Source organism: Gottfriedia solisilvae (genome assembly GCF_002128405.1).
Classification (GTDB): Bacteria; Bacillota; Bacilli; order Bacillales; family Bacillaceae_G; genus Gottfriedia; species Gottfriedia solisilvae.
In genome coordinates, this window is record NZ_NETJ01000004.1 from 278,547 (window position 1) to 304,054 (window position 25,508).

Below are 25,508 nucleotides of genomic sequence, written 5' to 3' on the forward strand. Positions count from 1 at the left end.
AATAATTCATCCTCTAGTAATGCGATTTATCACACGCAAAAAGATGCTATACATTTTGAAACATACTTCTATGAAGCAAGGTTAGTATATTTATGAGATGCTGTTTTATTTTATTTCATTCTTACAAAAAAGATGGAAATTGCAGAAAATATTCCCCGCAATTTCCATCCCTTTTTGTACTACTATATAGAAAATACACTATTTCAAATTATTTTTATATAACTTACGAATCATTCTTATTTGACCTCGATGATTAATTTCATCTTCAAATACATGAAACCATTTAAAGTAATTTGTCGCTAAATTCCTTCCAAACTCTGACCTCTCATATAACCACTCATCTGATAGTGTATTAAATTTTTCAAATGTATCTTCTCGAATCGTATCTAAAAGGTTAATATAATAATCTGCATCATTACCTTTAATTTTCTCTCTTGCCTGTTCATCTAAATCTAAACCAGGTAACCATATCACTTCTTCCTCTTCGTTTAAATCTCTATTTTCGAAAGTATTAAGTTGATACCAATATTCAACACCTGCCATATGGGTAAGTAGCATTCCTATTGTATTACCTGTTGGAGAATGCAGATAATCTAGCTCCTCTACAGTAATATCTTTAATAGCTTCCAGCGTTGTATATCTTACGTATGTCATCATTGACTTTAATGTATTAAAATCTCCTTTAACTCCATCTTGTTCCCCAACTAATAATATATTGTTCGTATCGATCATTGTTGTAACCCCTCCCATTTTAGTCCAACCTATTAATTTCTAGATAAGTAAGTAAATCCCCTACATAAATTGAAAGTTTATTTGAGGTAACTTGTTTTAATCACTTCTTGCTGAATGTTAAATGAAGTAAAAAAGGAAGAGAAGAACTTCTCTTCCTTCTCATTGTTTTTGAACTAATCATCATTTAGCCAACATATATACTATACATCCAAACACTCTGAAGTCAGTTCTCTATTGTAGAGTTTGTTTCTCCTATATATTTTTTTAATTCTATCTCGTAAGATGAAACTAGAGAATTAAACTAGGAGTGTTCATTTTGAAAGAATTATTTAAGAAAGTATCTGCATCAATTGGTTTTACAATACTCGTAACAAGCCCGTTTATCTTTCCAATGTTGTTTTTTTTATTTGGGATGTCTACTGACGCCGACGGTACTGAGGCTGGTAATGATTTATCGGGATCTTTTTACTTTACAATGTATTTAATAGAATTTTTTATTGCAATCTTGCTGATTACATCTATTGTTACTAAACTGATTATTAATAAAAGTACAGTCTTTAAGCTTTTTAGCTGTACTGCACTATTGTTTTTATCCTTTATTTTAGAGAAATTCCCTTACACTGGTATGTATAGCTTCTTATTAATTCCATTTGGGGTTATCTTATTAATCACTATAGCAATCTATGATAATATCGATAAGTGGAAAAAGCCTTTTGTATGGTTTTTAATCCTCTTTCCATATCTCATTTTCTCACTTATGCTTTATGTTAGCTTAAGTCTTTAAGCTATATAAATTTACAATTAAACGGAATCAAACAAGCCCCTTCCAAAATTTGGCCGGGGCTTATTTTTTACTTATTGTAACTATATTCGCTTACTAATCTCTATAAATTAAGTATCACGAGTCTATTAAAAATAAAGATAATAAAAAATAATGCACAAAAAGTTAACACCCCAGCAAATAAATTTATAAATTTATTTGTTCTGTGTTTTAGAATTTTGAATAAAAGCTCATAAATTCCAATACCAATTGCACCTCCAAGTGTATTGGCCAGTATATCAGTAATGTCACTTCTTCCAATAGCTAAAACAAATTGTGTCGTCTCAAATGCCAGAGTTAAACCGAAAATTGAAAGAAGTTTTTTCATAAAAGACCACTTACTTTTAAAAATGCAAATATAGATACCTAATGGCACAAAAATCCTAATATTGTTATACACCTCTGAAAAGACAAAATCATTAAGTGGAATCATATTAATTACTCGCACTCTGTCTATTTGATCAAAAGAAAAATGTAACTTAAATAGGACTAACCAATTAAGTGCTAATAAATAAATTATGAATAATACGAATGTCAATTTTTTATTTCCCAATATATTTTCCTCCGATTCTTGTCACACCAACCTGAAAAAAAAGCTGCTTCACTACAGCTATATCTAAAACTCAATGTACTTCTAGTTGTAACCAGTACTCTCTCATTTCTTCTTCAGATGTTTCCAACAAGCGGTATTTTCATATATAGTAGGAAAAACAATTTAAAAAAAGAGTAGGATAAATCTTAAATTTTTCTTAAGTCCATTAATTGAATCACATTTCAAAACATGTTCATCAATAAGCTTTACCAAACATAGAGAGTGGTAAAGGCGAGCGTAAAAAGAATATCATGCCTTTTCGCATTATAAAAAATGACTGCATAAGCAGCCATTCGTTGTTGAACTAACATTTTTTAAACTAGTTAATATCCTCTAAGTTTCCTATCAATTTAAGTATCTTTAAAATTTGCTCCTGATCTTCTTGTGATATATTTTTTAACGTTTCCTCAGCTGCAAGACTCATTGAGGCTCTTGCTTGATTTATATCATTAATGGCATGATCAGCCACCTTTAATAATGTTGCACGTCGATCCATGGGGTCAGGCATTCTAATTAAATACTTTTCTTTTTCCAATGCATCTACAAATTGAGTAACTGTCCGTGGTTGAATACCTAATTTTAACGCAATATCACTCATTCTTATTTCTCCGGCTTCCAATACAGTAACTAGTAATCTTAGTCTAGGTCCAGTTAATACGACTGGTGTTTCATATTTACTTAAATTATTCTCAAACAAACGATGTAACTGATGAGTTGTTTTAAACAATGTTTCTAATACTTCACCTGATTTATTTTTACGTATCATTATTAAACTCCTTGACGATTCATTTTTTACTGAGCATACTCAGTATTTTGTTAAACTTCATTATTTACTGAGTTTACACAATTTATATATACTTTGTAAAAAATTTTACGTTTAAGGAGTAAATCATGGGACCAAAATTAATGAAATCTATCCAAGTCTATGAATATGGTGATATTGATGTTTTAAAATACGAAGAAGTGATTGTGCCTGCTCCTAATGAAAATGAAGTATTAGTTCGAGTTTATGCTTCGGCAGTACTTCCCATTAAGTGGAAGATTAGAAAGGGATTCTTTAAATCCTTTTTTCCAGTCAGTTTCCCATATATTCCAGGTTCTTCATTTTCGGGTGAAGTCATTGCTGTAGGCGAATCAATAAAAGAATATGAAATTGGTCAATTTGTTTTTGGTAGAAACACTAAAGGTACTTGAAGCTAGAGAGGCACACAAATTAAGTGAAACAGGTCATGGTACTGGTAGAATCATTCTTAAAATGAATGATTCTTACAAACAATAATAGAAAGAACCTCAGATTTATTAGTATTAACTTATACAATATAATTAGCTGTTATCATTTTATTTAGCGAATTTTAGTCAGCTGGTGACCGAATAACTAAGTACAATTAATTTACTGAACCTGTGTCATAGATTACTTGATAATCCATGACACAGGCTATACTTTCTTATTGATATCGATTTCCTAAATATCTTTTCCTGTACGACTTGCCTTGATCTGGAATATCAAATAAACCTTGTGCGCCCCAAACTTTATGCTCTGTTATTTTATCAATACTGCCACTTAGCTCTACCGTTTCTTCCATTTCAATATCATCATCTTTCGGAATGTCCATATCCATCGTTAAATCATCCTTTCCTTATCATCCAAAGCCGTACGATACGCATTCTAAATTAATGTGATCGACATTATAGTTTTCTTCCAATGAATATTTTTATTCCTTATTCTTCCAGTTTTTTCAATAAAAAAAGCCGCATTAGCGACTCATAATTGTGGTGAAATCCACCAAAATTCCTTTTCCTTGTTTCTTTACTTTTAGATAAATTTGTTATACTTTCCTCTTGGTATTTAAAGAAAGAAAAACTTTATATTATCCTATCCTGTTCAAGTATTAATATTGTTACATTTTTCAATTTTTCGTTTACTTTTCTTTACTCCTTTTTATTAGAGTAATAGATAAAATTTTACATCGGTCATCTAAACTTATAAGAGTAATAGATTTTATAAGGAGATGAGCAATAAATGAATGGAAGAAAGTTTATATTAGCGACATTGGCTTCACTTATGGTGTATTCAGGAGTTAGCAAAGTATCAGCACAATCTACCCCTGAGACAGAGTATTCAACCTGGTCATATAACTCAAAAAGCTTTGATCCTAAAGGTTTTGATCTGCAAGCACACCGTGGTGGACTTGGGCTTACTGTTGAGTCAACAATTGCATCATTCTCACATGCACTAGAACTCGGTGTGAGCACACTTGAGCTTGACGTGCAGATTACTGAAGATCATCAAGCTGTCATTACCCACGACCGCAAAATTTCGGGTGCCAAGTGCGCAGATATGAGACCGGCATTCGTTGGTGATACAGAATACCCATACGTAGGCAAGTACATAAAAGATCTAACCCTTGCACAAGTGCGTACACTAGACTGTGGCTCAAAAGGATTGCAACAATTCCCTGATCAGCAATTGAGCCCTGGAGCTCAGATGCCACTACTAACTGAGGTTTTCGATCTTGTTAAGCGCTACAAAGCTAACAAAGTGTGGATGAATATAGAGACGAAAGTAGAGGCTGGGGCCCCTGAGCAGACAGCTCCTCGTGAAGAATTTGTGCAAATTGTTGCTAAACAAGTTCGCGAAGCTGGGATGCTCGATCGAGTGTCAATTCAAAGTTTTGACTGGGGTGCGCTCAAGCGTATGCATGAGGTTGAACCTCACTTGCCTCTCGTTGCCCTAACCAACGGACCACAGTTCCTACAACCTGGACAGCCAGGCGCCTCACCGTGGTTGGGTAGAATTGATATTGATGACTTTGGTGGAGATCTCGTTGCTGCGGCACATTCGTTAGGAGTAGATGCTATCTCTCCAGTACATGGTTTTCCGCAAAATGGCAAAATTACTGATGCAAACTATTTACCTTACGTTACGAAGAGTATGGTTCAAGATGCACACAAGTACGGAATGAAGGTCATTCCATGGACGGTTGACGACCAGCCTACTATGCAAAAACTTATCAATGATGGCGTTGATGGAATCATCACTGACTTCCCAGACCAACTACGTGTTGTAATGGAACAGAATGATCTAAAGCTACCTAAGAGCTACTCTATTCGTAAGTAGTAGTACTTATCTCTTTAAATACTTTTTTACTAATCTCTTAAAACTATATTGTAACAAGGTTGCAGTTATAGGATTGATAGTAAAGGCACCTATCTTTTAGATGGGTGCCTTTTGTTATTTTGAATCTTTAGGGTAACCTAGCTTTTTCTTTTTTAGATGAACCTTTCGTTATTGAACTACTATGGAAGTACAATAAAAATTTCCATTCACTGTTGTGAATCTAAGTCTATGGTTGGCTAGCATGCTTTTGTTGAATTTGAAATAATAAATATTTTATGTTCTTTGCTTAGTTTTTCTAAATAACCAAGATAAGAATGATTATATTCAAAATAAAAATGGATTTTTTTACTTTCATATTGATTTCTTTCTCCTTCTTAAACACGTTATCGCAAAGTCTTTCTACTACATATTCTTATTGTTTTATTGTTATCCTTCTTTAACTATCCTGCCATTTCGTTGCATAAGAAGAACATATATATTTAAAAATAATAGAAAAAGACTGATTCAAAAATTCATGAATCAGTCTTCTTATTTTTTTAGGTCCATTCCGGAGAACTTTGACAAAATTCCGGTTAATAATGAAAAATCACAATTCTATCCAACCTCACCACTATACTTCGTTTCTTCCTCAGGGAAAATGAAACCTAGTTCATGGTGTTCTCCTTCGTATACTGCACATTGTGTAATGCGGATTTCTGAGTTGAAGTCGATTACTTCAACCTTGCAGTATGCTCGGTTGATTTGGAGTGCATTGTAGAATTCATCAACGGTGGATACGCTTTGCCCGTTTACTTTTGTTATGCTTTCGCCTACATGTATGTCCATTTTATCTGCTACTGAGTTTGGTAAAATGCCTAATACAATTAGACCTACTGTTTTTGATGTAAAGTATGATGGTGTATTGAAGTCTCTATTTTTATGAATATAGGAAATAGCTTCACGTCCAACAATTGCTAATGCAACTGTCACGAATGCGACAAACCCAACAAAGTAGCTTATAACTCCACCAATACAAATTAATAATGATAGTGTAACTATTTGTTTGCCAACCAGTTTGATTGATTCTTTTGGAACCATTCCTTTAATTAGTTGGTAGAACCCAATTCCAAAAGGTACACATAAAATTGAATAACCACTATCTCCTAATGATAGAATTGGCCACCATGCAAAATCACTCACTATTGTTCCATTTGGAATCAGTAAAAATAATGGTACGATCCAAAGTTTATTCGCTTCATGAGCACCAACTCTTTTACCACGTTTACTTTCAACAAATAATGGTGATGTATAATTCGCAGCATTCCTTTGTACTAAAACACCTTCAGCTAACAATAACAAGCTTAATAAGATTGTAACTGCTGGTAGCATTCCATTCATATCTTTTGGAACAACATTTTCTAATATGGACAGTGATGATACGCCTTTATTTAGTAATGGAATAGCAATCAGTGCTAGTCCAATTGTATATGCAGGCGACATCCAACGAAATTGTAAGGTTATTGTACATAAAATTGTTATGATACTAATCAAGACAACCATCTCAATTGGAATACTGATTCCTACAAGTAATGAAACGACTGATAATATTGCACCTAAAAATAACCCATACAATAAAGATGTCTTCCATTCAAACGAAACATTAAAAATACGTGTAGAAAAATGTTTTCGTTCTCTTTTCACACGTAAATACCCGCTAAATAATGCAGCGATAAAAAACAAATAAACAAATGGATGCAAAAATAATTTAGCAAAACCAATTAGTAATTCCGATATTACATTTGACCACATATCTTTCACCACCTTTTTAAAAATTTTATAGATTCATATATATTTATGTTATCGGTTTATATCATTTTTTTCAAAGGGAAATATATAATATACAACTAAAAAAGCACACTTTCCCCTAAAGTGTACTTTTCGACAAACATCTTCCATTCTCCTGCCTAGTATGTAGCATAGTAGCTATTTCCCGGGAATTATGTCAAAAGAGGACGAAAATCATCGCCCTCTTTCACAATCAATCCTTATTCAGATACTAATTCTAAAGCTTCCTCTAATTGAACGTCATTCTTCTCATCACGTATTTTTTCAATTAAAGATGCTTCTAATTTTTCAGAAGTTAGTTGATCAAGTTTACCATTTACAGTAATACCAACTGCTTTTTGATATTTTTTAATTGCCGCTTCTGTATCTTCACTAAAATATCCATCTTCACGTCCAGGATCATACCCTAAACCTTTTAGCATGATTTGAGCTTGTTTAATATTTTCGTTATTGTCGTCATATTTAAATGTCTTCGTTTTATCAATTGGTGTTACATAGAAATAATCAGGTTGTTTTATTTCTATATCCGGCTTAATTCCTTTTTTATGAATCCAAGTACCATCTGGTGTTAACCATTTAAACTGCGTTAACTTAATGTTACTACCATCTTTAAAGTCAAGTGTTGACTGAACTGTACCTTTACCAAATGATTTTTCACCAATTAGTTGATAATCTCCAGCTTCACTTAATGCCGCAGCTAAGATTTCCGCTGCTGACGCACTTCCTTTATCTATTAATACATTAATAGGATAAGGTTTCGCTTTGTTTAATTTTGTATAATACTTCTCACGTTGACCTTCTCTATTTTCTACTTGTAAATATGGTTCATTTTTAACTACTAATTCCTCTAGTACACCTTCGACAGCTTGTAAGTAGCCACCAGGATTACCACGCACATCTATTGTTAAGCCTTCGATATTTTGAGACTCTAGTTTATCTAATTCCTTTTTAAATTCATCAGCAGTCTTTTCATTAAATGAGGTGATGTGAATATATCCAATTTTTTCGTTATTTACATTCTTAACTGACCCAAAAACTGTGTACATTGGAATATCATCACGCTTAATGTTAAATGTGATTGGATCTGCAACACCTGGTCGTTTAATCTCTAGTGTTACATTCGTTCCTTTTTTACCACGAATTTTTAATACGGCATCATATTGTGATAACCCTTTAATACTTTTTCCATCAACTGTCAGGATTTCATCTTTTGGTTTAATACCCGCTTTTTCAGCTGGAGAATTTTTAATAGGTGATACGATGATTAGTTTTTCTCCATCCTTCGATACTTCGGCTCCAATTCCTTCAAACGATGAACCTAATGATTCATGGAATTGTTGCGCAGTTTTTCCATCCATATAGGACGAGAATGGATCATCTAAAGTCGTTACCATTCCTTGAATTGCACCTTCAGTTAATTTATCAGGATCAATTTTTTTCACATATTGATTTGCAATAATCTCGTAAGCTTTTTGTATTTTCGCAATATTTTCGTCCTCAGACGCTTTTATTTCTTTGCTTTGTGTTAAGTTTGAAACAATTGAACTTGTACTATTATTAAATGCTAATGAGCCCACTCCAATTCCAACAACGAATGTTGCTGATGCAAGTAGTGCTGATGTTTTACGATTCATATAGAACCTCCTATCCGTTCATGCTTGAACGTATCAATCTACTATTTAGTGTATGTATTGAAAAAGCATCACACAGACGTGCGATGCCTTTTCTGTTCTATTATATGATAAGCCTGTATCACTTATGTTTGCAAGTAGAACACTAATTAATAAAATTTTATTAAAAGGTTTTAATTATTTTGTCGTAAGGTGTTGTAAATATGGAGATAAATCCAATCCTAACTCATTTGCAAGTCTTTCACCTAACTGTACATTCGCACGGTAGAAGTTGCATACTGCACGAAGCTTAATCTTTTCATCAACAGACGCAATATCTGCACTAATGTTTTTAATGACAGTATCTTTCTCTTCTTTACTATATCTATTCCAAACTTCTCCTGCTTGCCCAAAGTCATTTGTTTTTTCTATTTTCTTACGAGCTGACACACCAACAAGTGGTTGATCAACTTCTACATAAGCTGGATCTTCTTTAGGTGTATCTGAATAGCTGTTTGGCTCAAAATTAATTGGATGAGTTTGTTGACCAAATGGCATATGTCCATCACGTTGATTGTTTGCTACTTTTGCAAATGGGCAGTTAATTGGTAACTGTTGATAATTTGCTCCAATACGGTATCTTTGTGTATCAGAATAAGAGAATAATCTTCCTTGTAATAATTTATCTTCAGATGGTAGCATACCAGGAACTAATACGCCTGGATTGAAACCAACAGATTCTGTTTCAGCAAAAACATTTTCAGGGTTACGATTTAAGATCATTGTTCCTACTAATTGACGTGGAATTACATCCTCAAACCAATCCTTTGTAGGATCTAGTGGGTCAAAATCAAAATCATCCATATCAGCTGGATTCAGAACTTGCACATATAAATCCCACTCTGGGAAATCTCCATTTTCGATTGAATCAAATAAATCACGGCTAGCATGGTTAAAATCATTCGCTTGAATTTCACTTGCTTCTTCCATTGAAAGGTTTTTAACACCTTGCTTAGGAATCCAACGAAGTTTTACATATACTGTGTTTCCGTATTCATTAACCCATTTAAATGAATGAACACTCGAACCTCTCATTTGACGGTAGTTTGCTGGAATTCCTTCGTCAGAGAATAAATGTACTAACATATTTGTTGTTTCTGGCGTTAAAGACCAGAAATCCCAATAACGATTACCTGTTTGAAGGTTTGTTCTTGGGTCTGGTTTTAATGCATGAACCATATCAGGGAATTTCATAGCATCACGAATAAAGAATACAGGTAAGTTATTACCAACGAAATCGTAATTTCCATCTTCAGTATAGAATTTTACTGCAAATCCACGTGGGTCACGTAATGTTTCAGGAGAATGCATACCATGGACTACTGTTGAGAAACGTGCAAATACTGGTGTTTCTGTTCCAGCATCCTGTAAGAATTTTGCTTTCGTATATTTCTTCATACTATTTTTCGTAATAAACACACCATGTGCACCTGCGCCACGTGCATGAACTACACGCTCAGGTACTCTCTCACGGTCGAAATGAGCTAACTTTTCAATCAGTTGATAATCTTCTAAAAGAGTTGGACCTCTTCGTCCTGCAGTTAATGAATTTTGGTTATCTCCAATTGGTACACCTTGATTTGTTGTTAAGCGATTATTTGTCATATTTTGTCTCCTTAATTAGAATTATTATTATTTAGTATTAATTATATGATAATTTAATTTAGAATGAAAATCAATATTAAACTATAATTATTATAAACTAGGAAAATTTTGGGAGTTTCCACCACCTCTTTACTATGTATCAACATTACTAAATGCTTATTTCTGCCTACAAGTAACCCTGTCTATTTATATCTATTTCATTGGTTTATTTTTTAGCATAAGAAATTAATGAGAACTTAAATGAACACAAAAAAAACCTATCTCCGATGTTTTGGAGATAGGTTCATAGAATAGATATTAGAAATTAATATATTTTTGTGGATCAACGGCATTTGATTTGCTAGCATTCCACTCACCTTTATGAAGTTCAAAGTGTAAATGCTGACCAAAAGAATGACCAGTGTTACCCATAAAACCAATTTTTGTACCTTTTGAGACAGATTGTCCAGTTGACACGTTAAAGCTATCTAAATGCGCATATACCGTTGTCCATACTTGTCCACCAATATTATGAGTAATAAATACGCAGTTACCATATGATGAAGAAGTATATGCTCTGATTACAACGCCATCACCCGCCGAAACAACAGGAACTGTTCCACTACCTGCTATATCAACTCCATCATGGAATCCTCCACCATCAAAAGATCTGTTACCAAATCCTGAAGAAATATAACCTGCAGCTGGTCTTGTAAAGTTTCCACTTGAAATAGGTGGCGTACTTCCCCCTCCAGAGTTCCCAGAGTTTCCTGAATTACCAGAACCACCATTTGATGGCTTGTTATCATTTTTCTCTTTCTCTCTTTCAGCTTTTAATCTTGCTTCTTCTGCAGCTTTTCGTTTTGCTTCTTCTGCTGCTTTTTTCAACGCAATTTGCTGGCTGGCTAATAACTCATCCTGCTCTTTTAAATTTAATACGTCTTCATGAGCTTCTTTTTCTTGTTCTTTTAGAGACGCCATTAAATTGTTTTGTTCATTGACTTGATTTGATAGCTGTTTATTTAAGGTTTCTAAATTCGCTAAATCTCGCTCTATTTTTGCTTGTTTGACTGTCATTTCATCTTTTTTACTGTTTACGATCTTTAAATCTAAGTTTTGCTGATTAATAATATCTTCATCTGCTTCCATGATTACTTGTACAGCACTCATTCTTTGAATTAAATCTCCGAAACTATTAGATCCTAAAATAACATCGATGTAAGATAGCATTCCGCCAGACTTTTGAAGCGATCGCATTCTATCTTTTAATAATTCTTGTCGAGACTCAATGCGTTTCTCAATAAACTTTATTTCTTCCTTCAATTTGCTAATTTCTTTTTTACCACTCTCAACTGCATCCTGTGTTTGGTTAACTTGGCGTTTTGTTTCTTTCATTTTTACGTCAAGCTGTTCAAGTTTTTTAACAACATTTGCCTGATCTTGTTGTAAATCATCAATCTTGTCTTTTGTTGCTTCTGTCTTTTCCTTAACCTCACTACGTTTCTTTTCGATACTGTCAATTTGTGTTTGGTATTTACTCTCAGCAAAAGAAACGGATGGGATGGCCCCGATGATGAAAGTACTGCTTAACACCATAATCATTACTTTCGATTTTTTATTCTCTTTCATCTAAGATCCCTCCTTATGTATATAGAAAAGCTTTAGTACCTTAATCAACTCAGCTAGACGTTAAAAATAGACACTAAAGCTCATCATTTCATTACTCTATTAAAACAATAAAACTTTTCAATGCATTTATATTATTTACGTAAGAATTTTCGAATTGACATGACACTACCCCACATACCAATAACTGCGCCGATTCCAATTAGAATAGCAGCAATTTGATAAACAAATGGTGAGAATGGAAGTAATGTAAACATTGTTCCTGCTAATTTTGGCATTAACATATTATAAACAACATTATAGCCAGTTAAGATTAATGCGATTGGTAGTATCGCTCCCATAACGCCTAGTAATAATCCCTCTAAAAGGAATGGCCAACGAATAAAGTTATTAGTTGCACCTACTAATCTCATAATCTCAATTTCACGTCTTCTTGCCATAATTGTAATTTTAATTGTGTTTGAAATTAAGAACATTGCAGTGAACAGTAGACCAACAATTAGTACTAAACCAATATTTCGACCAACTGAAACTGCATTAAACAGTTTTTGAACTTGTTTTTTACCGTATATTACTTCATCGATGTAATGTAAACCTTCAATTTTTTTCGCAACTGGTGCGATTTTATCAGGTGAATCTGTTTTTACAATATACGTATCATTTAATGGGTTTTCTTGTTCGAAAAGCTCAAACGCTTGTCCATCCTGACCCATACTCTTAATCAAATTATCTAATTCTTGATCTTTTGACGAGAATTTAACTGTCGTTACATGATCAATTTTTTTAATTTCATCTTTTAATGCTCTTTGTTGTTCTTTAGTAGCCGTTAAATCGACTAAAACACGTATTTCAACATCTTTTTCTAGAGTTGTACCAATATGGTTAACGTTTAAAATTACAGTTAAAAATACACCAACAAGCATTAAAGTAACCGCAACAGCACTAACAGATGCAAATGTCATCCAGCCATTACGTCTTAAATTTCGTAGTCCTTCACGAACATGTCTTCTCGCAGTTCTAGCTTTCATAACCGTACACTCCTCTCGCTTGGTCGCGTACAATTTTTCCGCCTTCAATTGCAATAACACGTCTCTTTAAGTTATTCACTATATCCTTATTGTGTGTGGCCATTACAATAGTTGTGCCACGATCATTAATCTCTTTAAAAATATCCATGATCTCCCAAGTAGTTTCAGGGTCAAGGTTACCTGTAGGCTCATCGGCAATAACAACTTTTGGTTTATTAACGATTGAACGAGCGATCGAAACACGTTGTTGTTCACCACCGGAAAGTTCCGTTGGTAAGAATCGAGCTTTATGCTTTAACTTAACAAGATCAAGTACTTCCATAACTCTCTTCTTTATTGTTTTCGGATTTTCTTCTATAACTTCAAGTGCGAATGCAATATTTTCATAAACAGTTAAAGTCGGTAATAATTTATAATCTTGGAAAACAACTCCGATATTTCTTCGTAATAAAGGTACTTTGCTATCCTTCATTTGTGCTAAATCAATACCATTAATTAATATCGTTCCTTTTGATGGTCTTTCTTCACGATACATCATTTTAATGAAAGTCGATTTCCCAGCTCCACTAGGTCCAACGACATATACAAATTCACCTTGGCGAATTTTTACATTAATACCATTTACCGCAAGAACACCATTAGGATACGTCTTATAAACTTCTTTTAATTCAATCATGACATTCTCCTTATAGTAATTGTTCCTTATTATTTATAGATCGAATCGGATAAGATCGATTTTATTGATGTCTTAACTTAACTTTTCACAATCTTTCTTGCTTACCGAACCATAATCTCAAATCTGTTCTAATCTACATAATTCGATATTTTTCTGCTAAGCTCCTCTATTATACCACTTAAAAATTGTCACTACTGATAAATTTATGTTACATTTTGTTTAATAGTCAATATTTATTTCGACCTATTTCTAACCACTCTTTTAATAATAGTGGTATTTGTAATATAAATGAAAAAAACAGACCAATTCTAAGTAATTAGATAATTGGTCTGTTTTTTATTTATTTATTTCTTTGTTGCTAGCCATTTTGCAACACTTTTTGCGTCATTGCCTTCAACTACACCACTCGGCATCTGTCCTCTGCCCTCATGAATGATGGTTTCAATTTCCTTTTCAGAGTACTTTGCACCAACAGTCTCTAATGATGGTCCAATTCCACCTTCAAGTTGCCCACCGTGACAGCTTGAACAGCTTTGTTTAAAAAGCTTTTCTCCAGCACTTGCTGATACAGGCTCACCCGAGTCCTTATTACCAGCATTATTATTTGAACCACAAGCTGCTACTGTTAACAGCATTCCACCAGTGACAAAAGCAAGCAATAGCTTTTTCACAAAAATCTCCCCTTTAATAATCCCAATAAAGTCTTATACTTTTAGTGTACTACTCATAGGATGTCACAACTTTTCCTTTTTATGTCAAATTTGTGAAACCTTCGCCAAGTACTTCAGTTGCATCGACTACAGTTATAAAGGCATTTCTATCAATTGATTGTACAATATCTCGTAATGTTATAAATTCTGATTGGTCTAAAACACACATTAATACAGGGCGATTTTCATTCGTGTAACCACCAACCCCACTTAATTTCGTTACACCTCTATCTAATTCATGTACGATTGCATTTGTAACTAGTTCTTCTTCAGAAGTAATAATTAATGTCATTTTTGATCTAGCAAGACCGATTTGTACTAAGTCGATTGTTTTACTCGTTACAAACAATGCGATTAATGCGTACATACCACTTTCTAAATCAAATACGATTGCCGCTGTTAATACGATTAATCCATCGATAAATGCTACACAAATACCAAGTGATAATCCTGAATATTTATGAACAATCTGAGCTGCTAAGTCTGTACCACCCGTTGATGCTTTTCCACGGAATACAATACCTAGACCTAATCCAATACAAAGTCCTCCAAAAATTGAAGCTAATAATGGGTTATCTGTAGCAGGGCTTAAGTCTTCTGTTAAAAGCACGACAAATGGTAAGAAAATTGTACCTGCTAATGTTTTTATTCCAAATTGGCGACCTAATAATACAACACCTGCAATAAATAATGGAATATTAAAAGCCCATTGTACAATTGCTGGTTTAAATCCAAGTGTACTTTTTAGAATTGTTGAAATACCACTAACTCCACCTGAAGCGATATTATTTGGTAATAAAAAGACGCTAAATGCTACCGCAATAATTGCTGAACCTAATAAAACAAAAAGATAATCGATAACCGTCTTCCCCCACCCTACATATAAAGTGGTTCCATACTTTACTTTCTTCAATGTAATCCCCCAAACTTTCTCTAGTTGATAATTTTAAATTTTGTAACCTTTTATAAGGTCTATATCTCTATTTTTTATTAATCAAAAAGGCTAAAAGCTTTCTAACATAATGAATGAAAATTTACTTTTTAATTTTTGTTAAAAAAATATAATTGCAATAATATTTAAATAATCCCCAATATAGCTAGTTGCTATCTCCCTAGAGAGAAAACATTATAAAGAGAACATCTTCAAAAAGAAGATGTTTACTTTGAAGTCTTCAGTTAAACCTCAATAAAATGGCTGTTAAGAACGCAAACTTTCCCCTGTATTCTTAACAGCCAATTTTTTTAGTCATATCAGCATTTCTACAAGACTTATCTATTTATATTAAATTTTTGAACGTAAGTAAGCATCGATAAATGGATCAAGTCCACCATCCATTACTGCTTGTACATTACCTACTTCAGCACTTGTTCGATGACCTTTAACCATTGAATATGGGTGGAATACGTAAGAACGTATTTGGCTACCCCAACCAATTTCTTTTTGCTCACCACGAATTTCATCAAGTTGAGCTTGTTGCTCATCTAATTTACGTTGATATAACTTAGCTTTCAACATTTTCATCGCTGCTTCACGGTTTTTGATCTGAGAACGTTCAGATTGACATGTAACAACTGTGTTCGTTGGTGTATGCGTAATACGAACTGCTGAATCAGTTGTATTAATATGCTGTCCACCCGCTCCACTTGCACGATACGTATCAATTTTCAAGTCTTCTGTACGAACTTCAATTTCAATTTCCTCATTGAATTCAGGCATAACTTCACATGACACAAATGAAGTATGACGGCGACCAGAAGAGTCAAATGGAGAGATACGTACTAAACGATGAACGCCTTTTTCCGCTTTTAAATAGCCATAAGCATTGTGACCTTTGATCGCTAAAGTAACACTTTTAATTCCAGCTTCATCACCTGGTAAGTAATCTAAAGTTTCCACTTTAAAGCCACGTTTTTCAGCCCATCTAGTATACATACGCAATAACATTGAGCCCCAATCTTGTGACTCAGTACCACCTGCACCTGGGTGAAGTTCTAATATTGCATTATTTTTATCATAAGGCTCACTTAATAATAATTGAAGTTCAAAATCATTTAGTTTAACCGTTAATACTTTTACTTCAGAAACTAACTCTTCAAAAAGTTCGTCATCGTTTTCTTCTTTCACTAACTCATATGTTAATTCAAGATTTTCATAGCCGTCATTTAAATCATTGAATTCATTAATGACTTCTTTTAATCCACTTACTTCACTAATAACAACTTGAGCTGCTTTTTGGTCATCCCAGAATGTTGGTTCTGACATAAATGCTTCAAGCTCGTCTAATCTACCTTGCTTTGTTTCTACGTCAAAGAGACCCCCTAAATGCTTGAAGGCGTTTCGCCATCTTTTCTAATTCTTGCTTTACTTCTACTAATTCCATTACTTACACCTCAATTAAAATTTTATGAACAATAAAAAGCAGGTAAAGACAAGTAATTAGGAAGTGTAACCATTAATAGTTACACTGATTCCCTAATAACTACTTGCCCTTGCCCCTTTTTTCATACAGTTTCTATACTATTAGATTCCTTTTCCGTGGCAGTTTTTATACTTCTTACCTGAACCACAAGGACAATCGTCATTTCGGCCAATTTCGTCGCCTTTTACAACTGGTTTTTTCTTAACTTCACCTTCATCAGTTCCTACATGAATTGCTTCACCTTGAACTGCTTCACGTTCAACATCTGCTTCAATTTCAGCCTTCATAATAATACGAGAAACTTCTTCTTCAATAGAAGCAATCATTTCTTCAAACATTGCGAAGCCTTCCATTTGATATTCGCGAAGAGGATCAATTTGTGCATATGCACGTAAATGAATACCTTCACGCAGTTGATCCATTGCATCAATATGAGCCATCCACTTGCTATCAACAGTACGTAATAAGACAACTTTTTCAAACTCGCGCATTTGTTCAACTGGTAAAAGTTCTTGTTTTTCATCGTAACGTTCAAATACTGCCTTTTGAATTAGTTCAACCATTTCATCTGGCTCAATTAAACGTAATTGTTCAACACTAATTTCATCTTCATTTAGCAATGTAGCTTCAACGAAGTCTACAATACCTTCTAAGTTCCACTCTTCTTGAAGTTGTTCATTAGGTGTATGAGCTGAAACGACACGATTAATCGTTCCTTCGATCATGCTCTTCACAATTGGTTGTAAATCATCTGAATCAATTACTTCAGAACGTTGAGCATAAATTACTTCACGTTGCTGACGTAATACATCATCATATTGTAATAATTGTTTACGAGCATCAAAGTTATTACCCTCAACTCGTTTTTGTGCAGATTCTACTGCACGAGAAACCATTTTACTTTCGATTGGTTGAGTATCATCTAAACCTAAACGGTCCATCATAATTGATAAATTATCTGAGCCAAACCGGCGCATTAATTCATCTTCCATAGAAAGGTAGAAAGTTGTAACCCCTGGATCTCCTTGACGACCAGAACGTCCACGTAACTGATTATCAATACGACGGCTTTCATGGCGTTCAGTACCAATTACTGCTAATCCACCAAGCTCACGAACACCTTCACCTAATTTAATATCCGTACCACGACCAGCCATGTTCGTTGCAATTGTAACAGCACCTTTATGCCCTGCTAATGCGATAATATCTGCTTCACGCTCATGGTTTTTTGCATTTAATACTTCATGCTTAATCCCTTTACGTTTTAATAACTGAGAAATTAATTCAGAAGTTTCAATCGCAACAGTACCAACAAGAACTGGTTGGCCAGCTTTGTGACGCTCTGCAATCTCTTCAGCTACAGCATTAAATTTACCAGTCATAGATTTATAAACTAAATCCGGCTTGTCATTACGAGCAATCGGACGGTTAGTCGGAATAACTAGTACGTTCATATTGTAAATATTGCGGAATTCTTCTTCTTCTGTTTTCGCAGTACCAGTCATACCAGATAACTTTTTGTACATACGGAAATAGTTTTGGAAAGTAATCGTAGCAAGGGTCATACTTTCATTCTGAATTTTTAAACCTTCTTTTGCTTCAATTGCTTGGTGAAGACCTTCACTGTATCGACGACCTTTCATTAATCGTCCAGTAAATTGGTCAACGATTACAATTTCACCGTCTTGTACAACATAATCAACATCATTTGTCATCGTAACATGTGCACGTAGCGCTTGATTAATATGATGGTTTAAGTTTACATTTTTTAAATCAAATAGGTTTTCAACGCCAAACGAACGCTCAGCACGAGAAATACCTTCTTCAGTTAATAATACAGATTTCGTTTTTACATCATACGTAAAATCTTGATCCTTTTGAAGCATCCCAACAAAAGCATTCGCTGCGATATAAGCTTGAGCTGATTGTTTTGCTTGTCCAGAAATAATTAAAGGAGTACGTGCTTCATCGATTAAGATTGAGTCAACCTCATCAATAATTGCATAGTTTAAAGGACGTTGAACTCGTTGCTCAGCGTAAACTACCATGTTATCACGTAAGTAGTCAAAACCTAGTTCATTGTTTGTACTGTACGTAATGTCACATGCATATGCTTCACGTTTTTCATCTGACTCCATACTATTTAAATTTAAGCCTACAGATAGACCTAAAAATTCATATAATTGACCCATTTCGCGCGCATCACGGCTCGCTAAGTATTCATTTACTGTAACAACGTGAACACCTAAACCACTTAATGCATTTAAGTAAACTGGTAAAGTAGACGTTAATGTTTTACCTTCCCCAGTTTTCATTTCTGAGATATTACCTTCATGTAATGAAATTCCACCTAGTAACTGAACAGGATAAGGTGTCATACCAAGCACACGAGTTGCACCTTCACGAACTACCGCAAAAGCTTCAACTAGAATATCATCAAGCGTTTCACCTTTTTGAACACGTGCTTTAAACTCTTCTGTTTTTGCTCTTAATTCATCATCTGATAATTTTGCATACTGATCCTGTAATGCTACTACTTGATCAACCTGCTTTTGCATTTTATTTAATTGTCGTTGATTAAGGTCAAACACCTTTTTTAACATTCCAAGCATTCGTAACGCTCCTCTATTTTAAAGTCATAAACAAATGTCTTAATTGATTAGATTTAGATACTATTTCTAATTTTATCATTAAATGAAGACAAGTGACAACCTTATGGACACAATGTACCATTAGAATTGTTTAATTCTTTCGAAAATAATCGTTTTCATTAGTATTTTCACCAATTTACGATGAGAAACTTAAATAAAACTCTGTTAAAAAAGGTTTTTGATTACCACTTCAGGATGCTCGCTTTCCGGGGCGTAAGTTGAGCCTCCTCGACGCCTTCGCGTCTGTGGGGTCTCAACTGTCCTGTTACTTCCATAGGTGTCGAGACTTCTTAAATAATTGTTTGATTGCTTAGAAAAACCCTCTTTTTAATCAACAATCTTCTAGATCAAAACATTATTTTAAAAATAAACAATAAACAAACTCTAACAAAAAAGGACTAAGCAAGAATATTCTGCTTAGTCCTATTCACTCTATTATTCTATTATTTAGCTTCAATCAATCCATAACGACCATCTTTTCTTGAATACACGATGTTCGTTTTATTCGTTTCACCATTTAAGAATACGAAGAAGTTATGGCCTAACATGTTCATTTGTAGAACTGCTTCCTCTGCATCCATTGGTTTTAAATCAAATTGCTTCGTACGAACCAATTCAATTTCATGTTCTTGATCCTCAACTGCAACTGCAGCTTCAGAAGATGTCGCAAACATATATTTTAAAGATCCTTTTTCACGAAGTTTGCGGTTTACTTTTGTTTTATGTTTTCTAATTTGACGATCTAGCTTATCAATAACTAGATCAACAGCTGCATAAAGATCAGCATGTTCTTCTTCTGCACGTAATAACATATACGTACCTGGAATAGTGACTTCAATTCTTTGCTTGTCGTGGAATACCTTTGCGTTTACTCGAGCTGTTAGATCCTCATTAAAATGACGATCAAAACGTGATAATTTCTTTTCTACGTATTCACGAATTGCTGGAGTAATTTCAATATTTTCGCCTCGGATGTTTAGCATCATATGGGTTTCCTCCTTCATCAAGCTCCAAAAATGAAAGCTGTCTATACTTATATTCTACACTAGATTGATATATTCCTTCAAAGAATATTTGTCCAATATCAGAACTTTTTTATCTTTACAAGAGATTATATTTAAAGATTTCGTTAAAGATTCACTGTATTTTTTTCCAAGTAATAAATATAGAAAAAACTTTTCCAAACCGACCATTGACACCGAGGGACTGGGCACAGTAAACAAGATAAAAACAAACAAAGGCTTACTCAATTGAGTAAGCCTTTGTGTTCCGAATCTATATAAGCAAATAATTACTTATTAACGGATATTAGATTTTAGTTACGTTAGCAGCTTGAGGTCCACGGTTACCTTCAACGATTTCGAAGCTAACTGCTTGGCCTTCTTCTAAAGATTTGTAACCATCAGCGTTGATCGCTGAGAAATGCACGAATACATCGTCTCCATCTTCGCGCTCGATAAATCCAAAACCTTTTTCTGCATTAAACCATTTTACTTTACCTTGCATTCAAATCCATTCCCTTCAGTCGAAAACTTGTGAATCTTCTCCACAATTCAACTATACATCAAAAAAGTGGAACAAGTCAAAAATAGCTTATCGCCTTTTTTTCCGACAATTCGACAAATTCTAAATTCAAGATAAAAGGGTTAAGGGGATGGGTTGAAATAAGTAATTTCCAACCTTACATTTCCCTTAACTCCTTATTTTACAAGCATTTTATACCTTAAATCGATAAGGTACCGTCGTTACAATTACACTTCGTTTGTGCAGTAAGTATGCACGAAGTAATAAACTAGATTGATTATGTAAAACATTATGCCAGTTTTTCTTTGTAATAAATTGAGGAATTAAAACAGTGATTTCAAATCCATTTTCATGTGCTTTTTGTTCCATTTGATCAATTACTTTTAATAACGGTCTAGTAATTTCTCGATATTCAGAATGAACAACAATTAGCTTTACATTTGGATTCCAAGTTTCCCACTTATCTCTCATTTGCTGTTCACTTTCTTTATCAAAAGAAATATAAACTGCGTAAACCTCATCTGCAATACCCTGTGCATACTGCATCGTACGCTCTACAACTTTTGTAATACCAGCAACTGGTACAATCATGATATTCCCTTTAATTTTATCAGGAATATCATTATTTAATCTAAGCTGATCCCCTACTGCCTCATAATGTTTTCTAATTGTTAAAAATAGATACACGATGAGTGGTAAGAAAACAAGAATTGACCAAACTTGATTGAATTTAGTTGTTAAGAAAATAATTGAAACTAATGCTGAAATTAATGCACCAACTAAATTTGTAATCATTTTTGGGAACCAATTCGCAGGCTTTTCTCTTAACCATTTAATAACCATACCTGTTTGAGAAAGTGTAAATGGTACGAATACACCGACTGCATATAATGGAATTAATTGTTCTGTTTTCCCTTGGAATGCAATAATTAAAAGAATTGATGCAACACCAAGAGTAATAATTCCATTTGAATATCCTAAACGATCTCCACGAAGTAAATACATTCTTGGCATAAATTTATCACTAGCTAAGTTATATGCAAGTAATGGGAATGCTGAGAAACCTGTATTTGCTGCCAATACAAGGATTAACGCTGTTGTTCCTTGTATGAAGTAGTAAATAATATTACGGCCAAAAATTTCTGAACCTAGTTGTGACATTACAGTTTCTTCCGCATTAGGCGTTATGCTATACCAATAAGCTAGGAACATAATACCTGAAAAAAGAACCGCTAATATTAGTCCCATCATTGTTAATGTTTTTGCTGCATTACGTTCAGATGGTTCTTTAAAATTAGGTATTGCATTCGATATGGCTTCTACACCCGTTAAAGCTGAACAACCTGATGAAAATGCTTTTAATAGTAAAAATAATGAGATTCCACCAGGTATAGTCGTTCCAATTGGTGAATGAGTTACTTGTGGTCCATTGCCAGTTATTACATTAAAGAGCCCCACAACTATGATAATTACAAGTGCAACCACGAATAAATACACTGGATACGCTAAAATAGATGCTGATTCAGTTAATCCGCGTAAATTAAGAATCGTAATAAAAATAACGAGTAAAACTGCAATAAACACTGTATGACTATGTAAGATTGGAATTGCTGACGTAATCGCATCCGTTCCAGCTGACACACTAACTGCTACAGTCAAAATATAATCGACAAGTAATGATCCACCAGCAACTAACCCTGGAATAACACCGAGATTTTGCTTAGATACGACATAAGCACCACCACCATGTGGGTAGCTAAAGATAATCTGGCGATAAGACAAAATTAATGCTAACAATAAAATAAGTACGCCAATACCGATTGGAATTGAATACCAATATGCAACAGCACCAACAGTTGCTAGCACAATTAATATTTGCTCTGGTCCATAAGCAACAGAAGACAATGCATCTGACGATAAAATTGCCAATGCCTTTGTATTAGAAAGCTTTTGCTCCCCTAATTCAGTTGTCTTAAGTGGCTTACCGATTAAGTATCGTTTTAAAATCGATAACATAAGTACACCTCTACATAATAAGTATGAAACTAAACCATTTGAGTTTATCACAAAACTAGTATAAATTGTGTTAAATTCATGAAAATAATACCAATATTTATTACACTTCACGTAAATTAATTACTATTAAGTTACCTCTATTCTTAAATAAAATACTACAAAACAAAAAGTATCCTGTTCCCACAGGATACTTTGATTTTTATTCCTTTTTATCAAAAAAAGCTGAAAGATTATTTAATGATTTATATGGGTTGATATATTGGTTGTGTACTTTTTTTTGGTCTTTTAATCCTGAAAGATCTTTCTTAATATCAGACAAAATGATATTCATAGAACGATTAATTTGATCATTCAAATCAACGATTTTGTTTATTAGTTGTCGTTCACCCTCATCCTTGGGAGGCTGAACACTAGGAAGCAGTTCATCTCTTTCATCTAATAAAGAAAAGATTTTCTCTATGATTTCATCACGATTTTCCTGAGACGGAACTATCGATGTTAGTTCTGCAAGCTGAGTAGTAACCGAAAAAAGTGTTTGGTTCACATTCATTATGCCTGTCCACCATTAGCAAACGTTTTTTGACGGTTGATTTGGATGACTTCTTTCCATGTATCACGGAATTCTGTAACAAATCCCTCAACTTCTTCAAGAATAGTAACATCATTTTTGATATTCGCTTGAATCAATTGTCGATTCAAATAATCATAAAGTTGCATTAAGTTTTGTGATACTTCTTGTTCCATATCTAAAGTTACCATTAACTCTTGAATGATGTCTTGTGCTCTTAAGATATTTTTATTTCGTTCTGCAAAGTTCTTTTGTGCAATTGCACCTTTCGCTAAGTGAATAAATTTAAGACAACCATTATATAACATCAACGTTAATTCACCTGGAGATGCTGTATTTACTGAGTTTTGTTGGTATTGTTCATAAGGGTTTTTCATTGCCATCTTTTGTCCACCTCAACGATTATTGTCCACCAAAGGATTGCATTAATTGTGCACTTTGTGCATTTGCCCTTTGCACCGCATTTTCCATTGCACTAAATTGACGATAATATCGATCTTCTATTTGAATTAAGCGGTCTTCAAAATTGCCTATACGTTTATTTAAATCTAATAAGCTTTTTCCCAAACTAAATTGTTGAGAAGAATAAAAAGCTTTACCAGCTTTTTTTGTCACATCATCAATAGCAGATTTTAAAGTGTTTTTTAATCGAACTGCAATTCCTTGATCTTTCGTATCCGTTCCAGATCCTGGTTGTGTGAATAAATTAGCTACTGCATTTGGGTCATCTTGAATGGCTTGTTTTAATTTCTTTTCATCTATAATTAATTTTCCACCTTCTAAATAATCCTTGCTTGTAGTTATACCAATTTTACTTAATAAATTTATTGAAGCACCGTCAACTGGATTACCTAATTCTAAGCGCATTTTATTTAAGACACCATTTAAAACGCCATCACCACGTAATAATCCACTAGTAGCTTTTTCTTCCCACTTTTTAATCTGCTCTTCTTTCATTGAATCTTTTTGTTCATCAGTTAAGGGTTGAAAATCTCTGTATTTTTTTTGTGTTACTCGTTCGTTAATTTTTCCGATTAATTCATTATATTTATCAACAAAAGCTTTAATATTATCAAAAACCTTATTCGTATCTGTAGTAGTTGATACAGTGATTGGTGTTGCTGAGGTTTGTTTTAAGGTATAGGTTACGTCACCAATTGTAAAAGTGTTCGATTTACGGGTTGTAGTTAGACCATTGATTTTAAAGCTTGCGTCTGAACCATTTGAAGAAGGAATTAAGTTATTTGAAGCATCAGATGTAAATCCAATCGCTTGCATAAAATTCTTTGTTCCAGCTCCAGCACCTGATTCATTTATTTTCACATTTGCTCCTGAGCCAGTCGCTTTATTAGTAAACACTATTTTTTGAGTTGCAGAATCATAAAATGCTGAAACACCAACGCCAGAATTGTTAATTTTTTTAATAACATCATTTAATGAATCAGTCGAACCATCAATATCAATTGAAACTGTAGACGTTGCTCCTTCAGGTGTCGTTACATCAAATTGTAATTTTTGAGCACCTGATAGCTGATAACCACCATTAAAAGTGATTGTATTTAATTTTGCAGTAGGATCAATTGCACCCCCACCACTATTTACGACTGCATTTGAAGTCCATCTTGCACTTGATGCTAATGAAGTAATTTCATCAATTGTATTCACAACATTACTAGTAGAATTACTAGAAGTTGCAGTTACAACATTTTCATTCGAACTAGAAACTGCTTTAGCATTAAATGAAGATACTAATCCAACTCCATCTGTAATTTGTTTTCTGAAATCATCCATTAATAAATTTAAATCACGATATTGTTGTGTTTGCCACTCATTTATTTGTTTTTGTGCTAAAAGTTTATTTAAAGGGAGTCTCTCAGCATCCATTAATTTTTTAACAGTTGTCTCTATATCCATTACGCCTGTAAAACCATTTAGGCGATTAACCATAT

Annotated in this window: 23 protein-coding genes; 3 read left to right on the forward strand and 20 right to left on the reverse strand. The window is 33.7% G+C overall.

All coding sequences use genetic code 11. From position 1 onward, the window contains the following. Positions 1-198 precede the first annotated feature (198 nt). A complete protein-coding gene (locus CAB05_RS14685; protein ID WP_088001058.1) occupies positions 199-732 on the reverse strand; it encodes a DinB family protein in 534 nt (177 codons plus the stop codon). A gap of 316 nt (positions 733-1,048) precedes the next feature. Between CAB05_RS14685 and CAB05_RS14690 the strand changes: the two genes are divergently transcribed. Beyond that, a complete protein-coding gene (locus CAB05_RS14690; protein WP_088001060.1) occupies positions 1,049-1,516 on the forward strand; it encodes a hypothetical protein in 468 nt (155 codons plus the stop codon). Between the two features lie 100 nt (positions 1,517-1,616). Here the strand turns inward: CAB05_RS14690 and CAB05_RS14695 are convergent, their stop codons facing one another. Next, positions 1,617-2,105, reverse strand: coding sequence for a VanZ family protein (locus CAB05_RS14695; RefSeq protein WP_088001062.1), 489 nt, complete (start codon positions 2,103-2,105; stop codon positions 1,617-1,619). A 358-nt stretch (positions 2,106-2,463) separates the two neighbouring features. Next, positions 2,464-2,910, reverse strand: a complete 447-nt coding sequence (locus CAB05_RS14700; protein ID WP_088001064.1) for a MarR family winged helix-turn-helix transcriptional regulator — start codon at positions 2,908-2,910, stop codon at positions 2,464-2,466. 125 nt (positions 2,911-3,035) lie between these two features. On the opposite strand from CAB05_RS14700, the gene CAB05_RS14705 reads away from it, so the two are divergent. Next, positions 3,036-3,338: an alcohol dehydrogenase catalytic domain-containing protein gene (locus CAB05_RS14705; RefSeq protein ID WP_088001066.1), complete on the forward strand. Its 303-nt coding sequence runs from the start codon at positions 3,036-3,038 to the stop codon at positions 3,336-3,338. 251 nt (positions 3,339-3,589) lie between these two features. On the opposite strand, the gene CAB05_RS22175 is transcribed toward CAB05_RS14705, so the two are convergent. Then, entirely contained in the window at positions 3,590-3,763 is a 174-nt protein-coding gene (locus tag CAB05_RS22175) for a hypothetical protein (RefSeq protein WP_158093282.1), read from the reverse strand. Between the two features lie 401 nt (positions 3,764-4,164). Between CAB05_RS22175 and CAB05_RS14710 the strand changes: the two genes are divergently transcribed. Next, on the forward strand, positions 4,165-5,262 hold the full coding sequence (locus tag CAB05_RS14710; protein ID WP_088001081.1) for a glycerophosphodiester phosphodiesterase family protein: 1,098 nt from the start codon (positions 4,165-4,167) through the stop codon (positions 5,260-5,262). 594 nt (positions 5,263-5,856) lie between these two features. Here the strand turns inward: CAB05_RS14710 and CAB05_RS14715 are convergent. The 16 genes from CAB05_RS14715 to CAB05_RS14790 form a co-directional block, all read right to left on the reverse strand. Beyond that, positions 5,857-7,050, reverse strand: coding sequence for a PDZ domain-containing protein (locus CAB05_RS14715; RefSeq protein ID WP_088001083.1), 1,194 nt, complete (start codon positions 7,048-7,050; stop codon positions 5,857-5,859). 236 nt (positions 7,051-7,286) lie between these two features. Beyond that, on the reverse strand, positions 7,287-8,720 hold the full coding sequence (locus tag CAB05_RS14720; protein ID WP_088001086.1) for a S41 family peptidase: 1,434 nt from the start codon (positions 8,718-8,720) through the stop codon (positions 7,287-7,289). A 174-nt stretch (positions 8,721-8,894) separates the two neighbouring features. After that, complete coding sequence (locus CAB05_RS14725; protein WP_088001089.1) at positions 8,895-10,361, reverse strand: catalase; 1,467 nt, start codon at positions 10,359-10,361, stop codon at positions 8,895-8,897. Between the two features lie 297 nt (positions 10,362-10,658). After that, on the reverse strand, positions 10,659-11,969 hold the full coding sequence (locus CAB05_RS14730; protein WP_088001091.1) for a murein hydrolase activator EnvC family protein: 1,311 nt from the start codon (positions 11,967-11,969) through the stop codon (positions 10,659-10,661). A 131-nt stretch (positions 11,970-12,100) separates the two neighbouring features. Next, positions 12,101-12,994, reverse strand: a complete 894-nt coding sequence (gene ftsX / locus CAB05_RS14735; RefSeq protein WP_088001093.1) for a permease-like cell division protein FtsX — start codon at positions 12,992-12,994, stop codon at positions 12,101-12,103. Next, positions 12,984-13,670, reverse strand: a complete 687-nt coding sequence (gene ftsE / locus CAB05_RS14740; protein ID WP_088001095.1) for a cell division ATP-binding protein FtsE — start codon at positions 13,668-13,670, stop codon at positions 12,984-12,986. Before ftsE ends, ftsX begins: the two co-directional genes overlap by 11 nt. 344 nt (positions 13,671-14,014) lie before the next feature. Continuing rightward, positions 14,015-14,341, reverse strand: coding sequence for a cytochrome c551 (cccB, locus tag CAB05_RS14745; protein WP_371870402.1), 327 nt, complete (start codon positions 14,339-14,341; stop codon positions 14,015-14,017). A 79-nt stretch (positions 14,342-14,420) separates the two neighbouring features. Further along, complete coding sequence (locus tag CAB05_RS14750) at positions 14,421-15,293, reverse strand: YitT family protein (protein ID WP_088001097.1); 873 nt, start codon at positions 15,291-15,293, stop codon at positions 14,421-14,423. Positions 15,294-15,662: 369 nt separating this feature from the next. Further along, a protein-coding gene (gene prfB / locus CAB05_RS14755) for a peptide chain release factor 2 (RefSeq protein WP_096777894.1) occupies positions 15,663-16,761 on the reverse strand; the annotation gives its coding sequence in 2 pieces (ribosomal slippage) (positions 15,663-16,688 and positions 16,690-16,761; 1,098 coding nt in all). A 140-nt stretch (positions 16,762-16,901) separates the two neighbouring features. Further along, entirely contained in the window at positions 16,902-19,412 is a 2,511-nt protein-coding gene (secA, locus tag CAB05_RS14760) for a preprotein translocase subunit SecA (protein WP_088001101.1), read from the reverse strand. A gap of 482 nt (positions 19,413-19,894) precedes the next feature. Beyond that, positions 19,895-20,437: a ribosome hibernation-promoting factor, HPF/YfiA family gene (hpf, locus tag CAB05_RS14765; protein WP_088001103.1), complete on the reverse strand. Its 543-nt coding sequence runs from the start codon at positions 20,435-20,437 to the stop codon at positions 19,895-19,897. 322 nt (positions 20,438-20,759) lie between these two features. Beyond that, complete coding sequence (cspD, locus tag CAB05_RS14770) at positions 20,760-20,957, reverse strand: cold-shock protein CspD (RefSeq protein WP_088001105.1); 198 nt, start codon at positions 20,955-20,957, stop codon at positions 20,760-20,762. Positions 20,958-21,167: 210 nt separating this feature from the next. Next, positions 21,168-22,991 carry a potassium transporter KimA gene (gene kimA, locus CAB05_RS14775; RefSeq protein ID WP_088001107.1) on the reverse strand — a complete coding sequence of 608 codons (1,824 nt, stop codon included), beginning with the start codon at positions 22,989-22,991 and terminating at the stop codon, positions 21,168-21,170. Positions 22,992-23,190: 199 nt separating this feature from the next. Next, complete coding sequence (locus tag CAB05_RS14780) at positions 23,191-23,541, reverse strand: flagellar protein FliT (protein WP_088001109.1); 351 nt, start codon at positions 23,539-23,541, stop codon at positions 23,191-23,193. Further along, positions 23,541-23,942 (reverse strand): flagellar export chaperone FliS, encoded by a 402-nt coding sequence (gene fliS, locus CAB05_RS14785; RefSeq protein WP_088001111.1) that lies wholly within the window; start codon positions 23,940-23,942, stop codon positions 23,541-23,543. Before fliS ends, CAB05_RS14780 begins: the two co-directional genes overlap by 1 nt. Positions 23,943-23,961: 19 nt before the next feature. Beyond that, on the reverse strand, positions 23,962-25,506 hold the full coding sequence (locus CAB05_RS14790; RefSeq protein ID WP_088001113.1) for a flagellar hook-associated protein 2: 1,545 nt from the start codon (positions 25,504-25,506) through the stop codon (positions 23,962-23,964). Between the last annotated feature and the right edge of the window lie 2 nt (positions 25,507-25,508).